The organism is Neorhizobium lilium, from assembly GCF_004053875.1.
Classification (GTDB): Bacteria; Pseudomonadota; Alphaproteobacteria; order Rhizobiales; family Rhizobiaceae; genus Neorhizobium; species Neorhizobium lilii.
The window spans coordinates 123,337-144,942 of the sequence record NZ_SBIP01000005.1; the positions used below are offsets into that span (position 1 = coordinate 123,337).

Annotated in this window: 10 protein-coding genes; 6 read left to right on the plus strand and 4 right to left on the minus strand. The window is 61.5% G+C overall.

Features of this window, described 5'->3' with window-relative positions; translation table 11 throughout:
- Positions 1–3 precede the first annotated feature (3 nt).
- The 3 genes from EPK99_RS21465 to EPK99_RS21475 all read right to left on the minus strand — a co-directional run bounded on the left by EPK99_RS21465 (position 4) and on the right by EPK99_RS21475 (position 3,712).
- Entirely contained in the window at positions 4–858 is an 855-nt protein-coding gene (locus EPK99_RS21465; protein WP_245582529.1) for an ABC transporter permease subunit, read from the minus strand.
- 95 nt (positions 859–953) lie between these two features.
- Positions 954–1,958: an ABC transporter permease subunit gene (locus tag EPK99_RS21470; protein WP_128445142.1), complete on the minus strand. Its 1,005-nt coding sequence runs from the start codon at positions 1,956–1,958 to the stop codon at positions 954–956.
- A 158-nt stretch (positions 1,959–2,116) separates the two neighbouring features.
- Positions 2,117–3,712, minus strand: a complete 1,596-nt coding sequence (locus tag EPK99_RS21475; protein ID WP_128445143.1) for an ABC transporter substrate-binding protein — start codon at positions 3,710–3,712, stop codon at positions 2,117–2,119.
- 484 nt (positions 3,713–4,196) lie between these two features.
- On the opposite strand from EPK99_RS21475, the gene EPK99_RS21480 reads away from it, so the two are divergent.
- The 5 genes from EPK99_RS21480 (at position 4,197) to EPK99_RS21500 (ending at position 10,874) form a co-directional block, all read left to right on the plus strand.
- Positions 4,197–5,630 carry a M20 family metallopeptidase gene (locus EPK99_RS21480; protein WP_128445144.1) on the plus strand — a complete coding sequence of 478 codons (1,434 nt, stop codon included), beginning with the start codon at positions 4,197–4,199 and terminating at the stop codon, positions 5,628–5,630.
- A gap of 121 nt (positions 5,631–5,751) precedes the next feature.
- The gene (locus tag EPK99_RS21485; RefSeq protein ID WP_128445145.1) at positions 5,752–7,107 is read left to right on the plus strand and encodes an aspartate aminotransferase family protein; all 1,356 of its coding nucleotides are present in this window, start codon (positions 5,752–5,754) and stop codon (positions 7,105–7,107) included.
- A 75-nt stretch (positions 7,108–7,182) separates the two neighbouring features.
- A complete protein-coding gene (gene cls, locus EPK99_RS21490; RefSeq protein WP_128445304.1) occupies positions 7,183–8,643 on the plus strand; it encodes a cardiolipin synthase in 1,461 nt (486 codons plus the stop codon).
- Positions 8,644–8,722: 79 nt separating this feature from the next.
- Positions 8,723–9,553 carry an endonuclease/exonuclease/phosphatase family protein gene (locus EPK99_RS21495; protein WP_128445146.1) on the plus strand — a complete coding sequence of 277 codons (831 nt, stop codon included), beginning with the start codon at positions 8,723–8,725 and terminating at the stop codon, positions 9,551–9,553.
- A gap of 346 nt (positions 9,554–9,899) precedes the next feature.
- A complete protein-coding gene (locus EPK99_RS21500; protein WP_128445147.1) occupies positions 9,900–10,874 on the plus strand; it encodes a threonine ammonia-lyase in 975 nt (324 codons plus the stop codon).
- A 390-nt stretch (positions 10,875–11,264) separates the two neighbouring features.
- On the opposite strand, the gene EPK99_RS21505 is transcribed toward EPK99_RS21500, so the two are convergent.
- A complete protein-coding gene (locus tag EPK99_RS21505) occupies positions 11,265–12,428 on the minus strand; it encodes a M20 aminoacylase family protein (protein ID WP_245582522.1) in 1,164 nt (387 codons plus the stop codon).
- 365 nt (positions 12,429–12,793) lie between these two features.
- Here EPK99_RS21505 and EPK99_RS21510 point away from each other — a divergent pair, with 365 nt between their 5' ends.
- On the plus strand, positions 12,794–21,262 hold the full coding sequence (locus EPK99_RS21510) for a glycoside hydrolase family 94 protein (RefSeq protein ID WP_128445148.1): 8,469 nt from the start codon (positions 12,794–12,796) through the stop codon (positions 21,260–21,262).
- Positions 21,263–21,606 lie beyond the last annotated feature (344 nt).

Consider the following 21,606-nt stretch of genomic DNA (forward strand, 5'->3'; position numbering starts at 1 on the left):
TCTCTAAGACCTCTTCAGTTTCGGGTCGAGCGCATCGCGCAGTCCGTCGCCCATCAGGTTGATCGCCAGCACGGTGATGAGGATGGCGAGGCCCGGAAAGGTGACGACCCACCATGCACGCAGGATGAACTCGCGGGCTTCGGCCAGCATCGTGCCCCATTCGGGGGCCGGCGGCTGGGCACCCATGCCGAGGAAGCCGAGCGCTGCCGCATCGAGGATGGCGTTGGAGAAGGACAGCGTCGCCTGCACGATCAGCGGCGCGGTGCAATTGGGCAGGATGGTGCGGAACATCAGCCGCAGCGGGCCGGCGCCGGCAAGGCGGGCGGCGGTCACGTAGTCGCGGCTCTTCTCGCCCATCACGGCGGCGCGGGTCAGGCGCACGAAATGCGGCTGCAGGGTGAGCGCGATCGCGATCATGCCGTTGGTCAGGCTCGGGCCGAGGATGGCGACGAGCACGAGAGCGAGCAGCAGCGAGGGGAAGGCGAGGATGATGTCCATCACGCGCATGATGACGGTATCGACCCAGCCGCGGTAGTAACCGGCGATCAGGCCGACCAGAATGCCGCCGACCAGCGACAGCGTGGTGACGAAGACACCGATGAACAGGGAGTATTGGGCGCCGTAGATGAGGCGCGAGAGGATGTCGCGGCCGACCGGATCGGTGCCGAGCAGATAGGCGGTGCGGCCGCCATCGCTCCAGGCGGGGGGCAGCAGCACGGCGTCGCGGTTCTGTTCGAAAGGCGAATGCGGTGCGATCAGCCCGGCGAAGACAGCCACGAAGATCAGGATAAGGAAGACCACGAGCCCGATCACGGCGCCGCGATTTTCGGAAAAGTAGAACCAGAACTCGCGGAACATCTGGCGCCGCAAAGCGGCGCTCGACAGGACCTGTGGTGAATTGTCGATATCGGTGATGGTATCGGCCATGGGAATTTTCTCCTTCTCGTGCCGGTTCAGTGTCTGATTCTGGGGTTGATCAGGCCGTAGAGCAGATCGACCACGAGATTGACGAACATGATGATGGCGGCGATCAGCAGCAGGCCGCCCTGGATGACCGGATAGTCGCGGCGGAAGACGCTATCCACCATCCACTTGCCGATACCCGGCCAGGAGAAGATCGTCTCGGTCAGGATGGCGCCGGCCAGCATGACGCCGATCTGCAGGCCGATCGTGGTGATGACGGGGATCATGGCGTTGCGCAGCGCATGGATGCCGACGACGCGGAACGGCGACAGACCCTTGGCGCGGGCGGTGCGGACGTAATCTTCAGACAGGACTTCGAGCATGGCGGAGCGCGTCTGGCGGGCGATGACGGCCAGCGGAATGGTTGCCAGCACGATCGAGGGCAGCGCCAGATGGCTAATGGCGGACGCAAATGCCCCCTTCTGCCCCGACAGGAGCGAATCGATCAGCATGAAGCCGGTGACCGGCTTGAAGAAGAACATCAGCGAGATTCGGCCGGAAACCGGAAACCACTGCAGCGTGCCGGAGAAGAGAATGATCAGCAGCAGGCCCCACCAGAAGATCGGCATGGAATAGCCGACAAGCGCGATACCCATCAGCCCCTGGTCGAAGATCGAGCCGCGCTTGATGGCGGCGATCATGCCGGCCGGGATGCCGAGTGCGATGGCAATGACGATGGCGCAGAAGGATAATTCGACGGTAGCCGGAAACAGCGCCCAGAACTGCTTGAGGATCGGCGTCTTGGAGACGATCGAGGAGCCGAAGTCTCCCGTTACGATCCCGCCAAGATAGTCGAAATACTGGATGACGATCGGCCGATCCATGCCCAGATCATGGCTGATCTGTGCATGCCGCTCCGGCGACATGACCCGCTCCCCGGACAGGAGTTCCACGGGATCGCCCGGCAGAAGGCGGATGAACGCGAAAGCGATGATCGAGACCCCGATAAAGGTCGGGATCAACACGGCAAGGCGCCGCAACAGGAAGCCAAACATGGAAGACCTTTGGTGGTTCTTGGGCCTGACCGATTCACGGCCGTGTCAAGCCATGGCAACGGCAATTCCGGCGTCTCCGCCTGATTTTTGGGCGCTTCATATGAAAATGCCGCGGGAAACGCAACGCATCCCGCGGCAAAATCAGGTTTATTCAGCGATTACTCGGCGATATCGACCGATTCGAAGGTGAAATCGCCGAGCGGGCTCTGGGTAAAGCCAGTTACGCCCTTAACCATCGGAACGACGGCGAGGGAGTGGTCGATGGTTGCCCAGGGAGCGTCCTTCTTGAAGATCAGCTGTGCCTGCTCGTAAAGCTTGGTGCGCTCGCCCTGATCGGCGGTGACCTTTGCCTTCTTCACCAAGTCGTCGAATTCCTTGTTGCACCACTGAGCGCGGTTGTTGCCACCGACGGCGTCGCAACCGAGCAGGGTGTCAAGGAAGTTGTCCGGATCGCCGTTGTCGCCGGTCCAGCCCATGATGGCGGCACCGTCGCGGTCCTTGTCCTTGGACCGCTTCAGGTATTCGGCCCACTCGTAGGAGACGATCTCGACCTTGACGCCGATCTTGGCGAAGTCGTCCTGGATGATTTCGGCGGCGCGGCGGGCGTTCAGCATGTAGGGACGCGAAACCGGCATCGCCCAGACCTTCATGGACAGGTCCTTGACGCCGGCATCGGCCAGCATCTTCTTGGCGGCGTCGAGATCGTAGGTGTCGTCCTTGGTGGCCTTGCTGTAGGACCACATGGTCGGCGGGATCGGGTTGACAGCCGGAGTGGCCATGCCCTGGAAGACGGCGTCGACGATGGCCTTCTTGTTGATGGCCTTGTTGAGCGCGATGCGCACTTCAGGCTTATCGAAGGGAGCCTTGGTCGTGTTATAGGCGAGGTAGGCGATGTTGAGGCCTTCCTGATCCATGACCTTCAGGTTCTTGTCGGCCTTCATCGACTGGACGTCGGCGGCGTTCGGGTAAGGCATCAGGTGGCATTCGCCAGCCTTGAGCTTCTGGTAGCGTACCGCGGCATCCGTGGTGATTGCGAAGATCAGGTCGTCGATCTTCGGGGCGGTACCCCAGTAATCGACATTCTTCTGGAAGCGGATGACGGCATCCTGCTGGTAGCCGACGAAGGTAAACGGACCGGTGCCGACCGGCATCTGGTTCAGCTGTTCCTTCTTGCCGGTCTTCTCCAGGCTGTCGGCATATTCCTTCGACAGGATCGAAGCGAAAGGCATGGCAAGGTCAGCCAGGAAGGGGGCTTCGGCGCGGTTGAGCGTGAACTTCACGGTCAGGTCGTCAACCTTTTCGATCGACTTGATGAGCTTGGGGAAGCCCATGCCTTCAGCATATTCCCAGGAGCCGCCGGCAATGTACTTGTTCCAGGCGTTCTTCTCGTTGATCATGCGGTCGATCGAGAAGATGACATCGTCGGCCGTCAGCGTGCGGGTCGGCTTGAAGAATTCAGTGGTCTGGAACTTGACGTTCGGGTGAAGCTTGAAGGTGTAGACCGTGCCGTCCGGGGAGATCTCCCAGCTCTGGGCCAGCGCCGCGACGGGCTGCGTGGTGCCCGGCTTGAATTCGAGCAGGCGGTTGTAGATCGGGTGCGCCGAAGCATCGAAAGTCGTGCCGGCAGTGTAGAGGCCGGGGTCAAAGCCCTCCGGTGAACCTTCCGAGCAGAAAACGAAAGTCTTTGCACTGGCGGCGCCAGCAAAGAACGTCGCCGACAGCAGGGCTGCGGCAAGAGTCAGTCTATATTTCATCATGGTCTCCCAATGGTCCGTGGCCCGCTTTTTGGAGCTTGCCCATTTTCACTTCAATGATGCGCCGTGCGGCGCGTCAAGCTGCTGTTTTCACCTCTTGGCTGCAGTTCTTGTGCCTGCTGGCCAAATTGTTTCTCCTGGCGGTCTGCTATTCTGGTGTCGCACGCCAGTTTCCCGGTGTGGCCAAGGCAGAATCCTAAAGTTTTCGATAGTTATGGAAAATTTTCCGCAGTTCGCCGAAATCCCCGCAACGTCTTGTTATTTTCAGCGCGCTCATTAGGTCTGCCGGCGGCTTTTGCGCGGGAGCATAGCGATTATGATGTCGTTGTCGAGATACTAAGATTCGCGTCATGATCACAGTTAACGGCAGTTCACTCATGCTCAGGTAGAGCAGAGTTTGCGCCCGACTGCCGCATTGCCATCAGGTGAGAAAGGAGTAGGTTCCGGCCCTTGCCCATGACCACCGATATCGAGGCTCTTTTTCATGACGACAGGCAATTCCAATCTTCCCCTGGTCTGGGATTTGATCGACCGCAAGAGCCCGGGCTTTACCGAACTTGCGGATCGTGTCTGGGAGACACCGGAAACCTGCTACATGGAGAAGCAGTCGGCGGCGGCCCATCGGGAAATGCTGGACGCCCAGGGTTTCCGGATCACGGAGAACGTGGCGGACATACCGACGGCCCTGATCGGTGAAGCAGGCGAAGGCGGACCGGTGATCGCCTTTCTCGGCGAATATGACGCGCTTGCCGGGCTCAGCCAGAAGGCGGATGTCACGCAGCACGATCCGATCACGCCGAATGCCAATGGCCATGGCTGCGGCCATAACCTTCTCGGATCGGCGTCCCTGCTGGCTGCAACGGCAATCAAAGACTGGCTGGAACAGACGGGTACGCCCGGACGGGTGCGCTATTACGGCTGCCCGGCTGAGGAAGGCGGCGCCGCCAAGGCATTCATGGTACGCGCCGGCGCCTTTGACGACGTCGATATCGCCATCAGCTGGCATCCGAGCAATTTTGCGGGCGTGCAGCGGGAAACGTCGCTTGCCAATTGCCGCATCGATTTCACTTTCACGGGCAGGGCGGCCCATGCGGCGGCCGTGCCGGAACTCGGCCGCAGCGCACTTGACGCCGTCGAGCTGATGAGCGTCGGCGTCAACTACATGCGCGAACACATGCCGCAGGACTGCCGCATCCATTACGCGGTTCTGGACTCAGGTGGCATTTCGCCGAACGTGGTGCAGGCGCATGCCAAGGTCCGCTACGTGGTGCGGTCGCCGGAGCTTCAGGGCCTGATCGCGCTTATCGAGCGGGTCAAGAAGGTTGCCGAGGGTGCGGCCCTGATGACGGAGACCAAGGTCGAGAGTACGATTCTCGCCGGTGTCTCGAACCTCATCGTCAACACGCCGCTCATGGATGCGATGCAGGATATCTGGGAGAGCATGGGTCCGCCGCCCTTCGATGCGCAGGATGTCGCTTTTGCCGAACAGATCCGCGCCACGCTGACGCCGGAGGATATCGCGGCCAGCTGGGCACAGGAACGGCTGGAGGAGCGGGATCTGGCGCTTGCGGACTTCATTCTTCCGGCCCACACCGAGAACCGCCAGATGGGCGGATCGACCGATGTCGGCGATGTGAGCTGGGTTGTTCCGACGGTTCAAGCCTATGGCGCGACGCTCGCCATCGGCACGCAGCTCCACACCTGGCAGGTGGTTGCGCAGGGCAAGAGCCCGCTTGCCCACAAGGGCATGGTGTCGGTCGCCAAGGCCATGGCGGCAACAGGGCTTGCGGCGATGACAAGCGAACAGTTGCGGGAAGCGGCCTGGGCGGATCTCAAGAAGCGACGCAAAGAGCAGGACTATGTGAGCCCCATCCCGGCCGGCGCCGAACCGCCGATCGCCGCGATGACGGTGAAGTGACAAGGCGCTTGATGCTGCTGTCAATTCTTTTGAAAGCCGGCGGCCGCCATAGGCGCATTCAGGGCTGTGAAGTCTCTCTTTTTGCGCCTAAGAAAACAGGATCACTCAAGGAGGTTCGCACGTGACCATTCAGCCGAATTCCATCGAAGCCCGGGATCGGGCCTACCATCTCCATTCCTATACGAACGCGCGGGCGCTCGAACGAGATGGCGCGGTGGTGATGGAGCGCGGCGAAGGCATCTACGTTTACGACAACAACGGCAACAAATATATCGAAGGCATGGCGGGTCTCTGGAGCGTCGGAGTCGGCTTCGGCGAGAACCGGCTGGTGGAAGCCGCTGCCCGGCAGATGTCCAAGCTGCCCTATTACCACACCTTCACCGCCCGCAGCCATGGACCTTGCATCGATCTTGCCGAAAAGCTGATCCAGATGGCTCCGGTGCCGATGTCCAAGGCCTATTTCACCAATTCCGGCTCCGAGGCAAACGATACCGCCATCAAGATGGTGTGGTATCGCTCGAACGCTCTCGGCAAGCCGGAAAAGAAGAAGATCATCTCGCGGATCAAGGGCTATCACGGCGTCACCATTGCGAGCGCCAGCCTGACGGGCCTGCCGAACAATCACCGTTCCTTCGATCTGCCCCTATCGACCATCTTCCATACGAGCTGCCCCCACTACCGCGCCTTCAAGCTTGAGAACGAAAGCGAAGCGGCATTCGTCACCCGCTGCGCGCAGGAGCTTGAAGACCTGATCCTGAGAGAAGGTCCCGAAACGGTTGCCGCCTTCATCGGTGAACCGGTCATGGGTGCGGGCGGCGTGATCGTGCCGCCGGCAGGCTATTGGGAAGCCATCCAGCTCGTGCTGAAGAAATACGATATCCTGCTGATCGCCGACGAGGTGATCTGCGGCTTCGGGCGCACGGGCGAGATGTTCGGCACGACGACCTTTGCCCTGCAGCCGGACATCATGACGCTGTCGAAGCAGATGTCGTCGTCCTACCAGCCGATCTCGGCACTGCTGATCAACGACAATGTCTACGAGCCGCTTGCTGACGAGTCTGCCAAGATAGGCACCTTCGGTCATGGCGTTACCGCCGCCGGCCATCCGGTTGCCGCCGCCGTCGCACTCGAGAACATCGCGATCATCGAGGAACGCGATCTGCTCGGCAACGTCCGGGCCCTGGCGCCCAAGTTCCAGAGCCGTCTCAAGGCGCTCGAAGGCCATCCGCTTGCCATCGAAGCGCGCGGCATTGGCTTGATCGGTGCACTGGAACTCAAGCCGCGGGAAGGTTTTGCGGCCGGGCAACTCGGACCCAAGCTGTTCGCCATCATGATGGAGAAGGGGCTCATTTCCCGCGCCATCGGCGACTCGATTGCGCTTTGCCCGCCGATGATCATCACCGAGGCGCAGATCGACACGGTCTTCGACACGTTCGAGGCATCGCTGGACATCTTCCAGAAGCAGCTGTCTGCCTAAGTTACGCTTTGGTCCGGCGAGGTTATTCGCAAGCTCGCGATTGCAGCAGGCATGGCTCCGCCTATATTGCGCCCCATGCTTGACCTCGCCGAGATCTACTGGCCGCACATCCTGTTCATTTTCTCCATTGTGGCAGGAGCGACGGCGGCCATCCACGCCGCCATGACCAAGGAAGAAGTCCGCTCCGCCATCGGGTGGGTCGGCATCATCGTCCTGTCGCCGATCATCGGCGCGGGGCTCTATCTTATCGCCGGTATCAACCGTATTCGCAGAACGGTCATCAGCGACCGGCGCGCCCTCTTGCAGGGCCAGATTCGCGCGGAGTTCGCATCCTATGATGCGACAGGCGAGCAAGTTGCGGGCGAGTTCGGCCAGCGCTTCCGGTCCATGAAGACGCTCGGCGACCGGTTGACGCGGCATCGCCTGACCACCAGCAATACGATCGTTGCGCTTGAGACGGGCGACGAGGCCTATCGCGCCATGCTGCAGGCGATAGCCAAGGCCGAACGCGGCATCATGTTCGAAACCTATATCTTCGATCGCGACCAGATCGGCCGACGGTTCGTGGCGGCGCTGATCGATGCAGTCAAGCGGGGCGTGGAGGTGCGCGTTCTGATCGATGCGGTCGGAGCGCGCTATTCGGTTCCGAGCGTGCTCGGCATGCTGAAGGACGGTGGCGTGACCGTGGATGTGTTCAACGGCAATGTCATTACCGGACTGCGACTGCCCTACGCCAATTTGAGAACCCACCGTAAAATCCTGGTGGTCGATGGCCGCGTCGCCTTTACAGGCGGCATGAACATCCGCGAGGCTTTTTCCAGGGAGATTTCCGGCGACAAGTGCGCGCTCGATACGCATTTCAAGGTGACCGGCCCCGTCGTCGCCGACCTTTTTGCGATCGCTGCCGCCGATTGGCAGTTCGCGAGCGACGAGGTCCTCGATGCTTCAGGCTGGGCTCTCGATCCTCCCGATACGGAGCCCGGCCAGCAGATCCTGATGCGCGCCGTCTCCTCCGGCCCGGACCGGAGCCTCGAAACCAACCACAAGATGCTGATGGGCGCCTTTTCCGTCGCACGTTCGTCCATCCGGATCGTGTCGCCCTATTTCCTGCCTGACCGTGAACTGATTTCCGCTCTCGTGACGGCAGCCCGGCGCGGCGTGCAGGTCGATATCGTCGTGCCGTCCGCCAACAACCTCATGCTGGTGGACCACGCCATGACGGCGCAATTCGACCAGCTGCTGAAGGATCAATGCCGTATCTGGCGGGCGTCGGGACCTTTCGACCATTCGAAAATGATGACGATCGACGGCCGGTGGTCCTATGTGGGCTCGTCCAATATCGACCCGAGATCGCTGCGGCTGAACTTCGAAGTGGACGTCGAAGTCTTCGATTGCCTCTTTGCCGAAGCGCTCGAACGCCGCATCGACAAGGCGATTTCCACTGCAACCGAAGTGACGCTCGAGGGGTTAAGGGCAAGACCTTTCCTCGTGCGGCTGATAGAGCGGGTGCTGTGGCTAGGGTCGCCCTATCTCTGACGGGGTTGATATCGGCATGGCAATCGGCTTTGGTTGGGTGAGCGGGACGAACGCAAGCATGCAGAAGCAGCTTTAGACGATGCTGGAAAAACGCGACAGGCTTCAGGCCCAGATCCTTGCCTCCATCAAAGCCCGGCGGAGCCGGGGCACCGGCGTTCACGCACCGCATGACCGGAACAAGGGCATGCTGATTGCCTCCTATAATGTCCACAAATGCGTCGGTGTGGATGGCAAGTTCGACCCGGTTCGCACGAGCCACGTCATTCGCGAGATCGGCGCGGACGTGATTGCGCTGCAGGAAGCCGATACGCGCTTTGGGGAACGCCGCGGTCTGCTCGATCTCGCCTGGATGGAACGGGAGACAGGCTTGTGTCCCGTGCCGCTGTCCGGTGTGGCCAAAGCCCATGGGTGGCATGGCAATGTCGTGTTTTTTCGGGAAGGGCTGGTTCGGGACGTGCATCAGGTCAACCTGCCCGGTCTCGAACCACGCGGCGCGCTGCTGACCGAGATCGAGTTGAAGGATGGCAGTTCGTTGCGCATTATCGCGGCGCATCTCGGGCTTCTCAATCGCTCGCGCCAGCAGCAAGCCCGCACCATTCTCGACATCCTTCGCTCGCGGGAAGACTATCCGACGATCCTCATGGGGGATCTCAACGAATGGCGCCTGGGCGACCGTTCGGCGCTGAATACGCTGGCTGGCGTGTTCGGCCTGCCGCCGGCCGTGCCGAGTTTTCCGTCCCGCCTGCCGGTGCTCGCCCTGGACAGAATCATGGCAAACCGGCCAGGCCTGATCGACAAGGTTCAGACCCACGACACGCCGCTCGCGCGGCTGGCATCCGATCACCTTCCCATCAAGGCGGTGGTGAAGCTCGGCATTGCGTCCGACCTGGCCGAGACGGCGGCCGAATAGTCTCCGGCCTTTACCGATCATGCTCGCGTGGTTAGAGTGTGCCCGGGCTAAATGGAATCGTTCTGCCGGAGAGATTTTGCGTCAGGATCAAGGCTTTCGGCGAAGGGCATACCTGCCGGTATTGCCGAGACGAAAGCCGAAGATAATGGCGGAAAAGCACCCGGCCCTTCGAGTTGGCTGAAGCGGGTCATATGCCATGTCGAGCGGCTTGGCCGTATGCGACGGCTACGACGCGGCGCCGCTCTCCTCGCATCTGTTCCCGCTTGAGCCAACAGAACTTTTTCCATTTAGCCCGGACACACTCTAGGCTTGCACTCCCGCCGCAGCATTCCCAATAGGACCCCCGATGACCGATATCGCCATGATCGAAGCAGCCCATGCTCGCCTGGAAGGCCATGTGCGCCGTACGCCGCTTCTGTCCTCGCCGTTCCTTGACGAGATCGCCGGGCGACAGCTCTTCGTAAAACCGGAATGCCTGCAGCATACCGGTTCGTTCAAGTTCCGCGGTGCGTGGTCGGCGATCTCCGCGCTGGATCCGGCCGTTCGGGCGCGGGGGGTGATCGCCTTTTCGTCCGGCAACCATGCGCAAGGCGTCGCACTGGCGGCGAGGATGCACGGAATTCCGAGCGTCATCATCATGCCGTTCGATGCGCCGCGCATGAAGATCGAGAACACCCGAGCCTATGGGGCCGAAGTGGTGCTGTACGATCGGGTCAAGGAAGATCGCGATGCGATCGGCGCAAAGCTTGCCCAGGAGCGCGGGCTCACACTGATCAAGCCGTATGACGAGCCGCTGGTCATCGCAGGGCAGGGAACAACCGGCCTCGAGATCGCCGAGCAGGCGGCGGAGCTTGGAATCGAAAGGGCGGACGTGCTGGTGCCGACCGGGGGCGGCGGCTTCGTGTCCGGCATCTCGCTTGCGCTTGAGGCAAAGGCGCCGGGCTTTATCGTGCATCCCTGTGAGCCGGAAGGGTTCGATGACGTTACCCGCTCGCTGGCCTCCGGCAAGCGCGAACGCAATGTGTTGCAGTCCGGCTCCCTTTGCGACGCCATCGTCACCCCGCAGCCGGGCGAAATTACCTTCCCGATCATGTCGCGGCTATGCAGCACGGGATTGGTGGTGACCGACGACGAAGCGCTGCATGCGGTTGCCCTTGCCTTTGCGCGGCTGAAGATCGTTGTCGAGCCGGGCGGCGCGGTCGCCCTTGCAGCAGCCCTCTTTCACGGTGACGGTCTTGGAGAGACCGTGATCGCCGTCTGCTCGGGCGGCAATGTCGATGCGGATATCTTCCGCCAGGCCCTCGACCGGCATCCGCTCTGATGAAGCATTTCGGCCTTCCCGCGAGTTGCGGGTATAATAAACCGTTAACGTCGTGTGACACCCGTTAACGAAAAAGGATTTTCTATGGAACCGGGTGAAGGTTGAAAGATTATCTCTATCAGCTTGGTCGAGTTACGCTACTATGGAGCGATAGTCGGCAGTTGAAGTAGGGAGGTCTACATGCAGCAGGTTCACCACCAACGCGCTTTTCACGGTCGCCCCGTTTCCCTTGGACAGAAGTGCACCTGGGCAGCCCAGACAGCTTTGGTGACGGCAGCCTTCGCCTTCGTCGTTGCCTTGACGCTCGGATTATTCCCATAAACGGAATTTCCGGTTAACCCGGACAGCCATGCCTCTCGCACCTTACTGGTACGAGAGGCATTTTTATGTTCAGGGTCTGCCCAAGTAAGCTTCGGCCAGTTCGACCCAGAAACTCGTGCCGATCGGGATCGCATCGTCGTTGAAGTCGAAACGGGGATGGTGCAGCGGCGGATCATTGTCCGTGCGCTTGGTCCCAAGCAGGAAATAGGTGCCGGGGCGCTCGGACACCATATAGGCGAAGTCCTCGCTTCCCATGGAAGCACGCGGCAGGTCCATAACCTTGTCCTCACCGAGGACGCGCCTGGCAAGATCGCGCACGAAATCCGTCTCCGCTGCATGGTTGATCGTGGCGTCGTAGCCGCGGGCGTAATCGATGGTGACGCCCATGCCATAGCTGGCCGCCTGACCTTCGGCGATCACGCGGATGCGCCGCTCCAGTTCGTCCCGCACGTCCGGATCGAAGGAGCGGATTGTCAGCACCATTTCCGCCCGCTCGGGAATGACGTTGCTTGCCATACCGGCATGAAATGCGCCGACGGTGATGACCATGGCGTCGAGCGGATGGATGTTGCGCGACGCAATCGTTTGCAGAGCCATGATGATGCTGGCGCCGCAAACGATCGGGTCGGCGGTGGTCTGCGGTTCCGCACCATGGCCACCGCGCCCGTTGACGGTGATCTTGCACTCATCGACGGCTGCCATCATCGGACCTTCCTTCACCCCGATCTTGCCGAAGGGCAGTGTCGGGTCGTTGTGAAGGCCGAAGACGGCATCGCAGGGAAAGCGTTCGAAAAGCCCATCGTCGATCATCAGCTTGGCGCCGCCGAAATTCTCTTCCGCCGGCTGGAAGATAAGGTGGATGGTGCCGTCGAAATTGCGGCGCTCGGCAAGGATCTTGGCTGCTCCCAGCAGCATTGCGGTGTGGCCGTCATGCCCGCAGGCGTGCATGATCCCCTTGTTGAGGCTGGCATATTCGGCTCCGGTCTCCTCCTCTATGGGAAGTGCGTCCATATCTGCCCGAATGCCGATGGAGCTGCTGCTCGTACCGTTCGTCAGTGTCGCGACAAGACCGGTTTTGGCAAGCCCGCGGGTTACCTCGTAGCCGAGATCCGTCAACTGCTGTGCGACGAAATCCGAGGTGCCGAACTCGGACAGGCCAAGCTCGGGATGCTGATGCAGATAACGACGGATTGCCACGACGTCGGACATGTCGTTGGAAAACTGGATCGTCATTTTGTTTGTCCTCGCTTCTTGGGCGTTGTATTTCCCGCTAGAGGCAGTCTTAACAGCCGTGGCGCATGCAGGTAAGCTGGAATCAACCGCCCGGAAGGGAACGAGGGCCAAGCGGTCTTGGCACAGATAAATCGGCCGAAAATAAATCGGTTGAAGCGTTCAGGTTTTATTCAGGGTCTTCGGACTAGAGCCGAACCTGTCTCAGTACGTCTGGAGAGGGCGATGGTTTAGACCGGCATTTGCCATATCCGTATCGCTCCCTATTTCCTCCTCCAAGGATTGCTTCGCCACCCCCCGGTTTCCCGGCAAGGGTATGCCCAGCAGACCGAGCTGCGAGGATGCAACCCGAGTTACAGAAGCCCTTCATGTCCGTAGAAAATCTGCCGTCAGCTTCCTTGCGCGAAAACGAAGTCAAACAGATCGATCACAATGATTCGATCAGATCGACTTATTTCACCATCGAGGACCTTAGGGTCTGTGGAGAAAAACTCGGGCAGGAGGGCGCTGCGGCGCTTCCCGGCTTTACCGCTTTCGACTTCTTCAAGCGCCATGACGAGAACGAGAAGGAAATCCTTCGCGTCTATCGGGCCACGGCAGTCGATGTCGATGCGGGGGCATCCATCACGCCGGCAGCCGAATGGCTGCTCGACAATTACTACATCGTGGAAGAGGCAATCCAGGAAGTCCGGCGGGATTTTCCGCGCCGCTTCTACAAGCAGCTGCCGCAGATGTTCGTCGGCAACGAGGAACTGCCGCGCGCGCTCGTGCTTGCCTGGCTCTATGTCGCCCATACCCATAGCAGCGTGACGCGGGATTCGCTGGCTTCGATCGTGGAAGGCTTCCAGACGGAAGAGCCGCTCGAGATAGGCGAGATCTGGGCGCTTCCTTCCTTCATCCGCTTCGTCCTGATCGAGAACCTGCGCCGCATCGCAAGCCGCGTGGACCGGTCGCGCACCATGCGCCGCCGCGCCAACGAGGTCGCCGACGAGATCATCCGGCTGAACGACGAAGCGGCCAGCGCCGCTGTGCTTCAGCAGGTCGAAACTTTGGCTGATGACAATACTTTCATCAGCCAGTTTCTCTACCGGCTCCGCAATGCCTCGCAGACCTCCGGTTTCGCCATTGCCTGGCTGGAGAAGCGCCTGGAGCAGGCCGGAACCGACGTCGAAGCCGTGATGCAGTCGGAACAGAGCCGCCTGTCTTCCGGCAATGTGACGATGGGCAATATCATCAAGAGCCTGCGTCTGATCGACGATACGGAATGGAGCGTCTGGTTCGAAGACGTTTCGCAGATCGACAAGATCTTCCGCGAGCGTACGGATTACGAAGCGCTCGATTTCGGCTCGCGCAATGCCTACCGCAACCGCATCGAAAAACTCGCACGCCTGTCGAAGAAGAGCGAGACCGACGTGGCAATGGTTGCCATCCGGCTTGCGGAAGAGGCTGCTGCTTCCAATCCCGACACGCGGGAAACCAATGTCGGCGCCTTTATCGTCGGCCGCCGCCGGCGGGAACTCGAAGCAGCCGTCGGCTATCAGGCGACTGTCGTGCAGCGCATTGTGCGGCTGGTGCGGCGATTGAACTGGTTCTCGGTCGCAGGCCCCGTGCTTTTGATCACCATTGCGGCCATGGCCATTGCCGGCTGGTTTCTGGTGCAGTCGGCCATTCCGCTGCCGATCGTGTTCTTCTTCCTGCTGATGTTCTCACTGCCCGCCTCCGAAGGTGCTACGGGCCTGTTCAATACGCTGGTGACCTATGTGGTCAAACCGGCACGGCTCGTAGGCTACGAGTTCAAGGAAGGAATTCCGCAAGAGGCGCGCACGCTTGTCGTCGTCCCATGCCTGATCACCGACCGCGACACGGTGGACGAACTCGTCCGCAACCTCGAAGTCCATTACCTCGCCAACCCGCATGGTGAAATCTTTTTCGCGCTTTTGAGCGACTGGCGCGACAGCAAGAGCGAGGAAACGGACGCCGACCTTGAAATCCTCGATTATGCCAAGCGCGAGATCGCAGCGCTGAATGCGCGCTATGCGTCGGAGCCAAAGAACCGCTTCTACCTGCTTCATCGCCGGCGCCTGTTCAATCCGTCCGAAGGCGCCTGGATGGGCTGGGAGCGCAAGCGCGGCAAGCTGCACGAATTGAACCTGCTGCTGCGCGGCGACCGCGACACGACTTATCTGCCGGGTGCCAATACCGTGCCCCAGGACGTGCAGTATGTGATGACGCTCGACGCCGATACGCGCCTCATGCGCGAGGCGGTCACGAAGCTCGTCGGCAAGATGCACCACCCGATCAACCGCCCGGTCCTCGACCCCGAGAGCAATCGTGTGGTCGAAGGCTATGGTCTGATGCAGCCGCGCGTCACGCCGTCGCTGACGACCGGCAAGGAAGCCTCGGTCTTCCAGCGCGTGTTCTCCGTCGGCCGCGGCCTCGATCCTTACGTCTTCACCGTTTCGGACGTTTACCAGGACCTGACGGGCGAAGGCACGTTCACGGGCAAGGGCCTCTACCACGTCGATGCCTTCGAAGCCTCGCTCAAAGGCCGTATAGACGAAAATTCCGTTCTGTCGCACGACCTTCTCGAAGGCTCGTTCGCGCGATGCGCCCTCATCACCGATGTCGAGCTGGTCGAGGATTTCCCCGTCCGTTACGAAGTGGAAGTGTCGCGCCAGCATCGCTGGGCACGCGGCGACTGGCAGCTCCTGCCTTATATATTCGATCCGAAGCGTGGCGTGACGCCGCTTGGGATCTGGAAGATGACCGACAACCTGCGCCGGTCTCTGACGCCCATCGCCTGGTTCTTCGCCTCCGTGCTGGGCTGGTACTTCATGGATCCGTTCGGCGCCCTGATATGGCAGATCCTGCTGATCTTCTCGCTGTTCGTCGCCCCCACGATCTCGCTGCTGACAGGCCTCCTGCCGCGCTCGACCGATATCGTGCCACGCGCGCATTTCTATTCCGTCTGGTCCGAAATCCGATCTGCCAATGCGCAGGTGGCACTCCGCATCGTCTTCATCGCCGATTCGGCCTGCATCATGACGGACGCCATCGCGCGCTCGCTCTATCGGCTGCTCGTCACCCGCAAGCTGATGCTGGAATGGAAGACTGCCGCCTCGATCCAGTCGAGTGCCCAGGGCAGCCCGACCGACTATTACCGTGCCATGTGGCATGCGCCGGCCATCGCCGTGCTCAGCATCATTCTTTCGGCGCTCCCGGGCGACAATGCCTTCCTCGTAGGCATCCCCTTCGCGATCCTGTGGATCTTCTCGCCGCTCGTCGCCTGGTATGTCAGTCAGTCCGCCGAGACCGAGGATAGGCTCTTCGTGCCCGAGCCGGTTTCGGTCGAACTCAGGAAGATCGCGCGTCGCACCTGGCGGTATTTCGAGACCTTCGTCACGCTCGAGCAGAACTATCTGCCGCCGGACAATTTCCAGGAGCGGCCCGAGCCGATCATCGCCAAGCGGACCTCGCCGACCAATATCGGCGTCTATCTGCTGTCGACGATTTCGGCGCGAAGCTTCGGCTGGATCAGCTTCATCGACACGGTCGAGCGCATCGAGCAGACCATCTCGACGATCGAGCGGATGGAGAAGTTCCGTGGCCACCTGTTCAACTGGTATCATACGGACACGCTGCTGCCGCTGGGGCCGCGCTATATCTCCGCCGTGGACAGCGGCAACCTCGCCGGACATCTGATTGCAATCTCGTCGGCCTGCCGGATCTGGGCGGAAGCGCCTCCGGCCCATCTTCAGGGCAATCTCGACGGCATCGGCGATGTCACGGGTATTCTTGCCGAATCTCTGAAGGCTCTGCCGGACGACCGCAAGACCGTTCGTCCGCTGCGCCGCCGGTTGGAAGAGCGGATAGCCGGCTTCGGTAACGCACTGGCCGCCGTCAAGCGCGAGCACGAATTCGCGTCGATCCGCATCATCAACCTGGCGGTGCTTGCACGCGATATCCAGAAACTTGCCACCAACCTCGATCATGAGGTCCGCTCGCCGCTGAGCGACGAGATCACCAAATGGGCGGGCTCGCTTGTGGCCGTCTGCGAAGCGCATATCTCCGACAGCGTGTTCGACAATTCCAACCTCGAGCAGTTGCGCAACCGCCTCGTCAGCCTGCGCGACCGTACCCGCACGCTCGCCTTCTCGATGGAGTTCGGCTTCCTGTTCCGCAAGGAGCGCCGTTTGCTGTCGATCGGCTACCGCGTCGACAGCAACGAGCTGGACGAGGCCTGCTACGATCTGCTCGCCTCCGAATGCCGTCTCACCAGCCTTTTTGCGATTGCAAAGGGCGATCTTCCGACGGAACATTGGTATCGCCTCGGGCGTCAGGTCGTGCCGATCGGCGCCAGAGGCGCGCTTGTGTCCTGGTCCGGCTCGATGTTCGAGTACCTGATGCCGCCGCTTGTCATGCAGGAGCGGCAGGGCGGCATCCTCAACCAGACCAATAATCTGGTGGTGAAGGAGCAGATGAACCACGGCCGACGTCTCGGCACGCCGTGGGGCATTTCCGAAGCGGCTTTCAACGCCCGCGACCATTTGTTCAACTACCAGTACACGAATTTCGGCGTTCCCACGCTCGGCCTGAAGCGCGGCCTCGGCCAGAACGCCGTCATCGCGCCTTACGCCTCGATCCTGGCCAGCCAGTACGATCCGGTGGCTGCCGCCGAAAACCTGACGGAACTGCGTGCGCTCGGCGCGCTCGGCATGTACGGCTTCCACGACGCGGTGGACTTCACCCCGACCCGCGTGCCGGAAGGCAAGCGCTGCGTGGTGGTGTACAACTACTACGCGCACCATCATGGCATGTCGATCGCGGCCATTGCCAACGTGGTGATGAACGGCATGCTGCGCGAACTCTTCCACGCAGATCCGGTGATCGAGGCGGCCGAACTGCTGCTGCAGGAAAAGGCGCCGCGCGATATCCCTGTCATGAGCGCCAAACACGAGGAGACGCCCGGCAAGGGGCAGGGCGAACTGCTGCATCCGGAAGTCCGCACCATTGCCAATCCCGCCACCAAGGACCGGGAACTGGTGCTTCTGTCCAACGGCCACTATTCGATCATGCTTACCGCGACCGGCTCGGGCTATGCCCGCTGGAACGGCTTGTCCGTCGCGCGGTGGAAGCCCGATCCGACGGAAGATCGCTGGGGGCAGTTCATTTTCCTGCGCGATACCACGAGCGGCGACTGGTGGTCTGCCACGGCGGAGCCGCGGCGTGCCGAAGGTGAAGTCACGAAGACCGTGTTTGGAGACGAGAAGGCCGAATTCCACAAGACGGTCGGAGACCTCACCAGCACGGTGGAAGTGATCGTCGCGACCGAGCACGATGCCGAAGGCCGTCGCGTGACCCTGCTCAACATGGGCAGCGAGGACCGGTTCATCGAGCTGACCTCCTATCTCGAACCGGTGCTGGCAGTCGAGGACGACGACAATGCACATCCCGTCTTCTCGCGCATGTTCATCCGCACCGAGATCGGCAAACGCGGCGACGTGATCCGCGCCTGGCGCAACAAGCGCAGCCCGAGCGATCCCGACATGATCATTGCGCATCTCGCGGCCGACAATGCCGGCTCCGGCCGGCCGACGGAATACGAGACCGACCGACGCAACTTCATCGGCAGAGGGCGCAGCCTGGCGGAGGCTGCCGCCTTCGATCCCGGTGCGACACTCTCGAACACGGATGGGTTCACGCTCGATCCGATCCTGTCGCTGCGCCGGACCGTCCGTGTGCCGGCCGGCAAGAAGGTCAGCGTCGTGTTCTGGACCATAGCGGCTCCGAAACGCGAAGAGCTGGACCAGGCTATCGAACGCTATCGTCACCCGGAGGCCTTCCAGAGCGAGCTTACCCAGGCCTGGACGCGTACGCAGGTGCAGATGCGCCATCTCGGCGTGTCGTCTCAGGATGCAGCTGCTTTCCAGAGCCTGGCGCGCTACCTGATCTATCCGGACATGCAGTTGCGGGCGGATCAGGCGACCATCCAGGCCGGCATGCAGCCGCAGTCGGCGCTGTGGCCGTCCGCGATTTCGGGCGATTTCCCGATCTTCACGTTGCGCATCAACGACGACAACGACATGCCCGTCGCCAAGGAAGCGATCGCGGCGCAGGAGTATCTCTACTCGCGCGGCGTCGTTGCCGATCTCGTGGTCTTCAACGAGCGGGCTGCGTCCTATGCGCAGGAGATGCAGCACGGTATCGAATATCTGACCGAGAATGCCCGCCGCACCGGCCAGCAGGACGGTCAGCGCCAGCATGTCTTTTCGCTGCGCCGCGATATCCAGGACGAGGCGGCCTCGGAAGGCCTGATTGCCGCTTCGCGCGTGGTTCTGCATGCCCGCAACGGCAAGATCATCGATCAGCTCAACCGCACCACGTCGATCTTCGCACCGCCGAAGGACCAGGTGATCGAGCTCGACCGCCGTCCGCTTCTGAAGGGCGAGATCTTTGCACCCCTGGCGGAAGAAACCGAAGCGCCGTCCGATCTCGACTTCTGGAACGGCTATGGCGGCTTCGCCAGTGACGGCAGCGAATATGTCGTTCGCCTGCGGGGAGGCCAATCGACGCCAAGCCCCTGGATCAACGTCATTTCCAATGAGAACTTCGGCTTCCATGTGTCGGCCGAAGGCGCCGGCTTCACCTGGGCGAAGAATTCGCGCGACTACCAGCTGACGCCCTGGAGCAATGATCCGGTCATCAACCGGCCAAGCGAAGCCTTCTACGTCTGCGATCTCGGCAACGGAGCGGTAACAACCCCGTTCGCCGCTTTGTCACGCGATCCGGCCAGCCGGTTCGAAGCGCGTCACGGCCTCGGCTATTCGGTCTTCTCGACAGAACAGGACGGCCTCTCGCTCGAACTGACCCAGACGGTAGACCGGACCCGCGCTGTCAAGCTCTCGCATATGAAGCTTCGCAATGCGGGCACGGAAGCCCGGCGGCTGCGAGTCTATGGCTATGTCGAATGGCTTCTCGGCAGCAATCCGCAGCGGTCGATCCCGTTCATCCTGGCCAGCCGGGACGAAGACACGGGGACGATCTTCGCCACCAACCCTTACAGCATCGACCATCGCCGCTTCGCCTTCATGGGGCTCAGCCAGCGTCCGTCCGGCTTCACAACCAGCCGCCGCGAGTTCATCGGGCGCTTCGGTTCCGTCTCGATGCCGACAGCCGTCATGGCGGCTTCGGAGCTCAAAGGTTCGCTCGACCTCGACGGCGATCCTTGCGCGGCCCTTGCCTATGACATCGAGCTTGCGCCGGGCGAGGAAAAGACTGTGACCTTCTTCCTCGGCGACGCCGCCACGAAGGAAGAGGCCCAGGCGCTTGCAGCAGCGCTCGGCCAGGACGAGTTCAGAACGATCCTGGACGACAACCGCAGCTTCTGGTCCGGCTTTACCGGTCGCTTGAAGATCGAAACGCCGGACAAATCCCTGAACCATCTGGTGAACCACTGGTTGCCCTACCAGGCGCTGGCGTGCCGCATCATGGCGCGCACGGCCTTCTATCAGGCCTCCGGCGCCTCGGGCTTCCGCGACCAGTTGCAGGATACGCTTGCCTTCCTGCTCTACGAGCCGTCGCTTGCCCGCCGCCAGATCGTCACGGCAGCCTCGCGGCAGTTCCAGGAAGGCGATGTGCAGCATTGGTGGCTGCCGGGCAGCGGAGCCGGCGTGAGGACGCATATTTCCGACGACGTGGTCTGGCTGGCCTATGCCGCGCACCAGTATATTGCGGCAACCGGAGATGCTTCGCTGTTGGACGAGCAGGTGAACTTCCTGACTGGACCCATCCTCGAAAAGCACAAGCACGATTCCTTCTTCCAGCCGGACGTGTCGCCTGAAACCGCAAGCGTCTACGAACACGCGGCCAAGGCGCTCGACCTTGCCGTTTCCAGAACAGGCGATCTCGGCCTGCCGCTGATCCTCGGCGGCGACTGGAACGACGGCATGAACCGGGTCGGTGCCGGTGGACGCGGCATGAGCGTCTGGCTCGGCTGGTTCCTGGCGTCCGCCCTGCGCAGCTTCATAGGCTATGCAAGCGAGCGCAGGGATCAGGCTCGGGTGGAGAAATGGACCGCTCATCTGGACATGCTCAAGCAGGCGATCGAGAAGTCTGGCTGGGACGGCGCCTATTATCGCCGCGGCTATTACGACGACGGTTCTCCGCTCGGCTCGAGCTTGAGCGACGAGTGCAGGATCGATTCGCTCGGACAGACCTGGAGCGTGCTCTCGGGCGAAGGCAATGCGGAACGTTCGGCTCAGGCCATGGATGCCGTGCTGGACAAGCTGGTGGACGAAGAGGCCGGTATCATCCGTCTCTTTACCCCGGCCTTCGAGGAAACCCGCCAGGATCCGGGCTATATCAAGGGCTATCCACCTGGGGTTCGCGAAAACGGCGGTCAGTATACCCATGCAGCTATCTGGGTCGTGCTGGCGCTGGCAGGGTTGAAGCGCGGTGACGACGCCTGGAAGTGCTTCCAGCTTCTCAACCCGGTCAACCATGCGCTTGACCGGGCGGCTGCCGATACCTATCGCGTCGAACCTTACGTGGTCTCGGCGGATGTCTACGGCCATGGCCCTTATAACGGACGCGGCGGCTGGAGCTGGTACACCGGTTCGGCCGGCTGGCTCTATCGCGCAGCCGTCGAGGGTATTCTCGGCATCAAGCGGCAGGGCGACAGGCTGTTCGTCAACCCCGCCCTGCCAAGCGGCTGGGAAGGGTTCAGCGCCGAGGTCACGATCGACGGCAAGACCTATGCGATCTCCGTGAAGGCCGGCAGCATCACCATCAATGGACAGCCGGTCGATGAGAGCGGTTTCCTGCTGGCGGGCCAATAGCCTCACGGCCTTCGTCAACCCATAAATGAAAAGGCCCCGGAGACCAGATGGTTTCCGGGGCCTTCGTCTATGTCGTCATGAGCCATCTCCCTGAAGCCGGTTGGGAAAAAACGCGCAGCACGAGGGGCCGCGACGGAAAACCGTTGCGGTCGCTCTGGGATAGGCGGGCAGGGCGATGGTGTGGTGGATGGTGTCAGGGTGTCTGCCCGCCCGATCTCAAGCGTTCCGGGGGTGATGCGGAGGGTCCGAATTCCGTATCCCGTACCGGAGGAGGAGTTGCCCTGACGGCGCATCCTCCCGCCTTCGACCATCATCTCGCGCCGGATCTTGATCCTGAAGGCGTC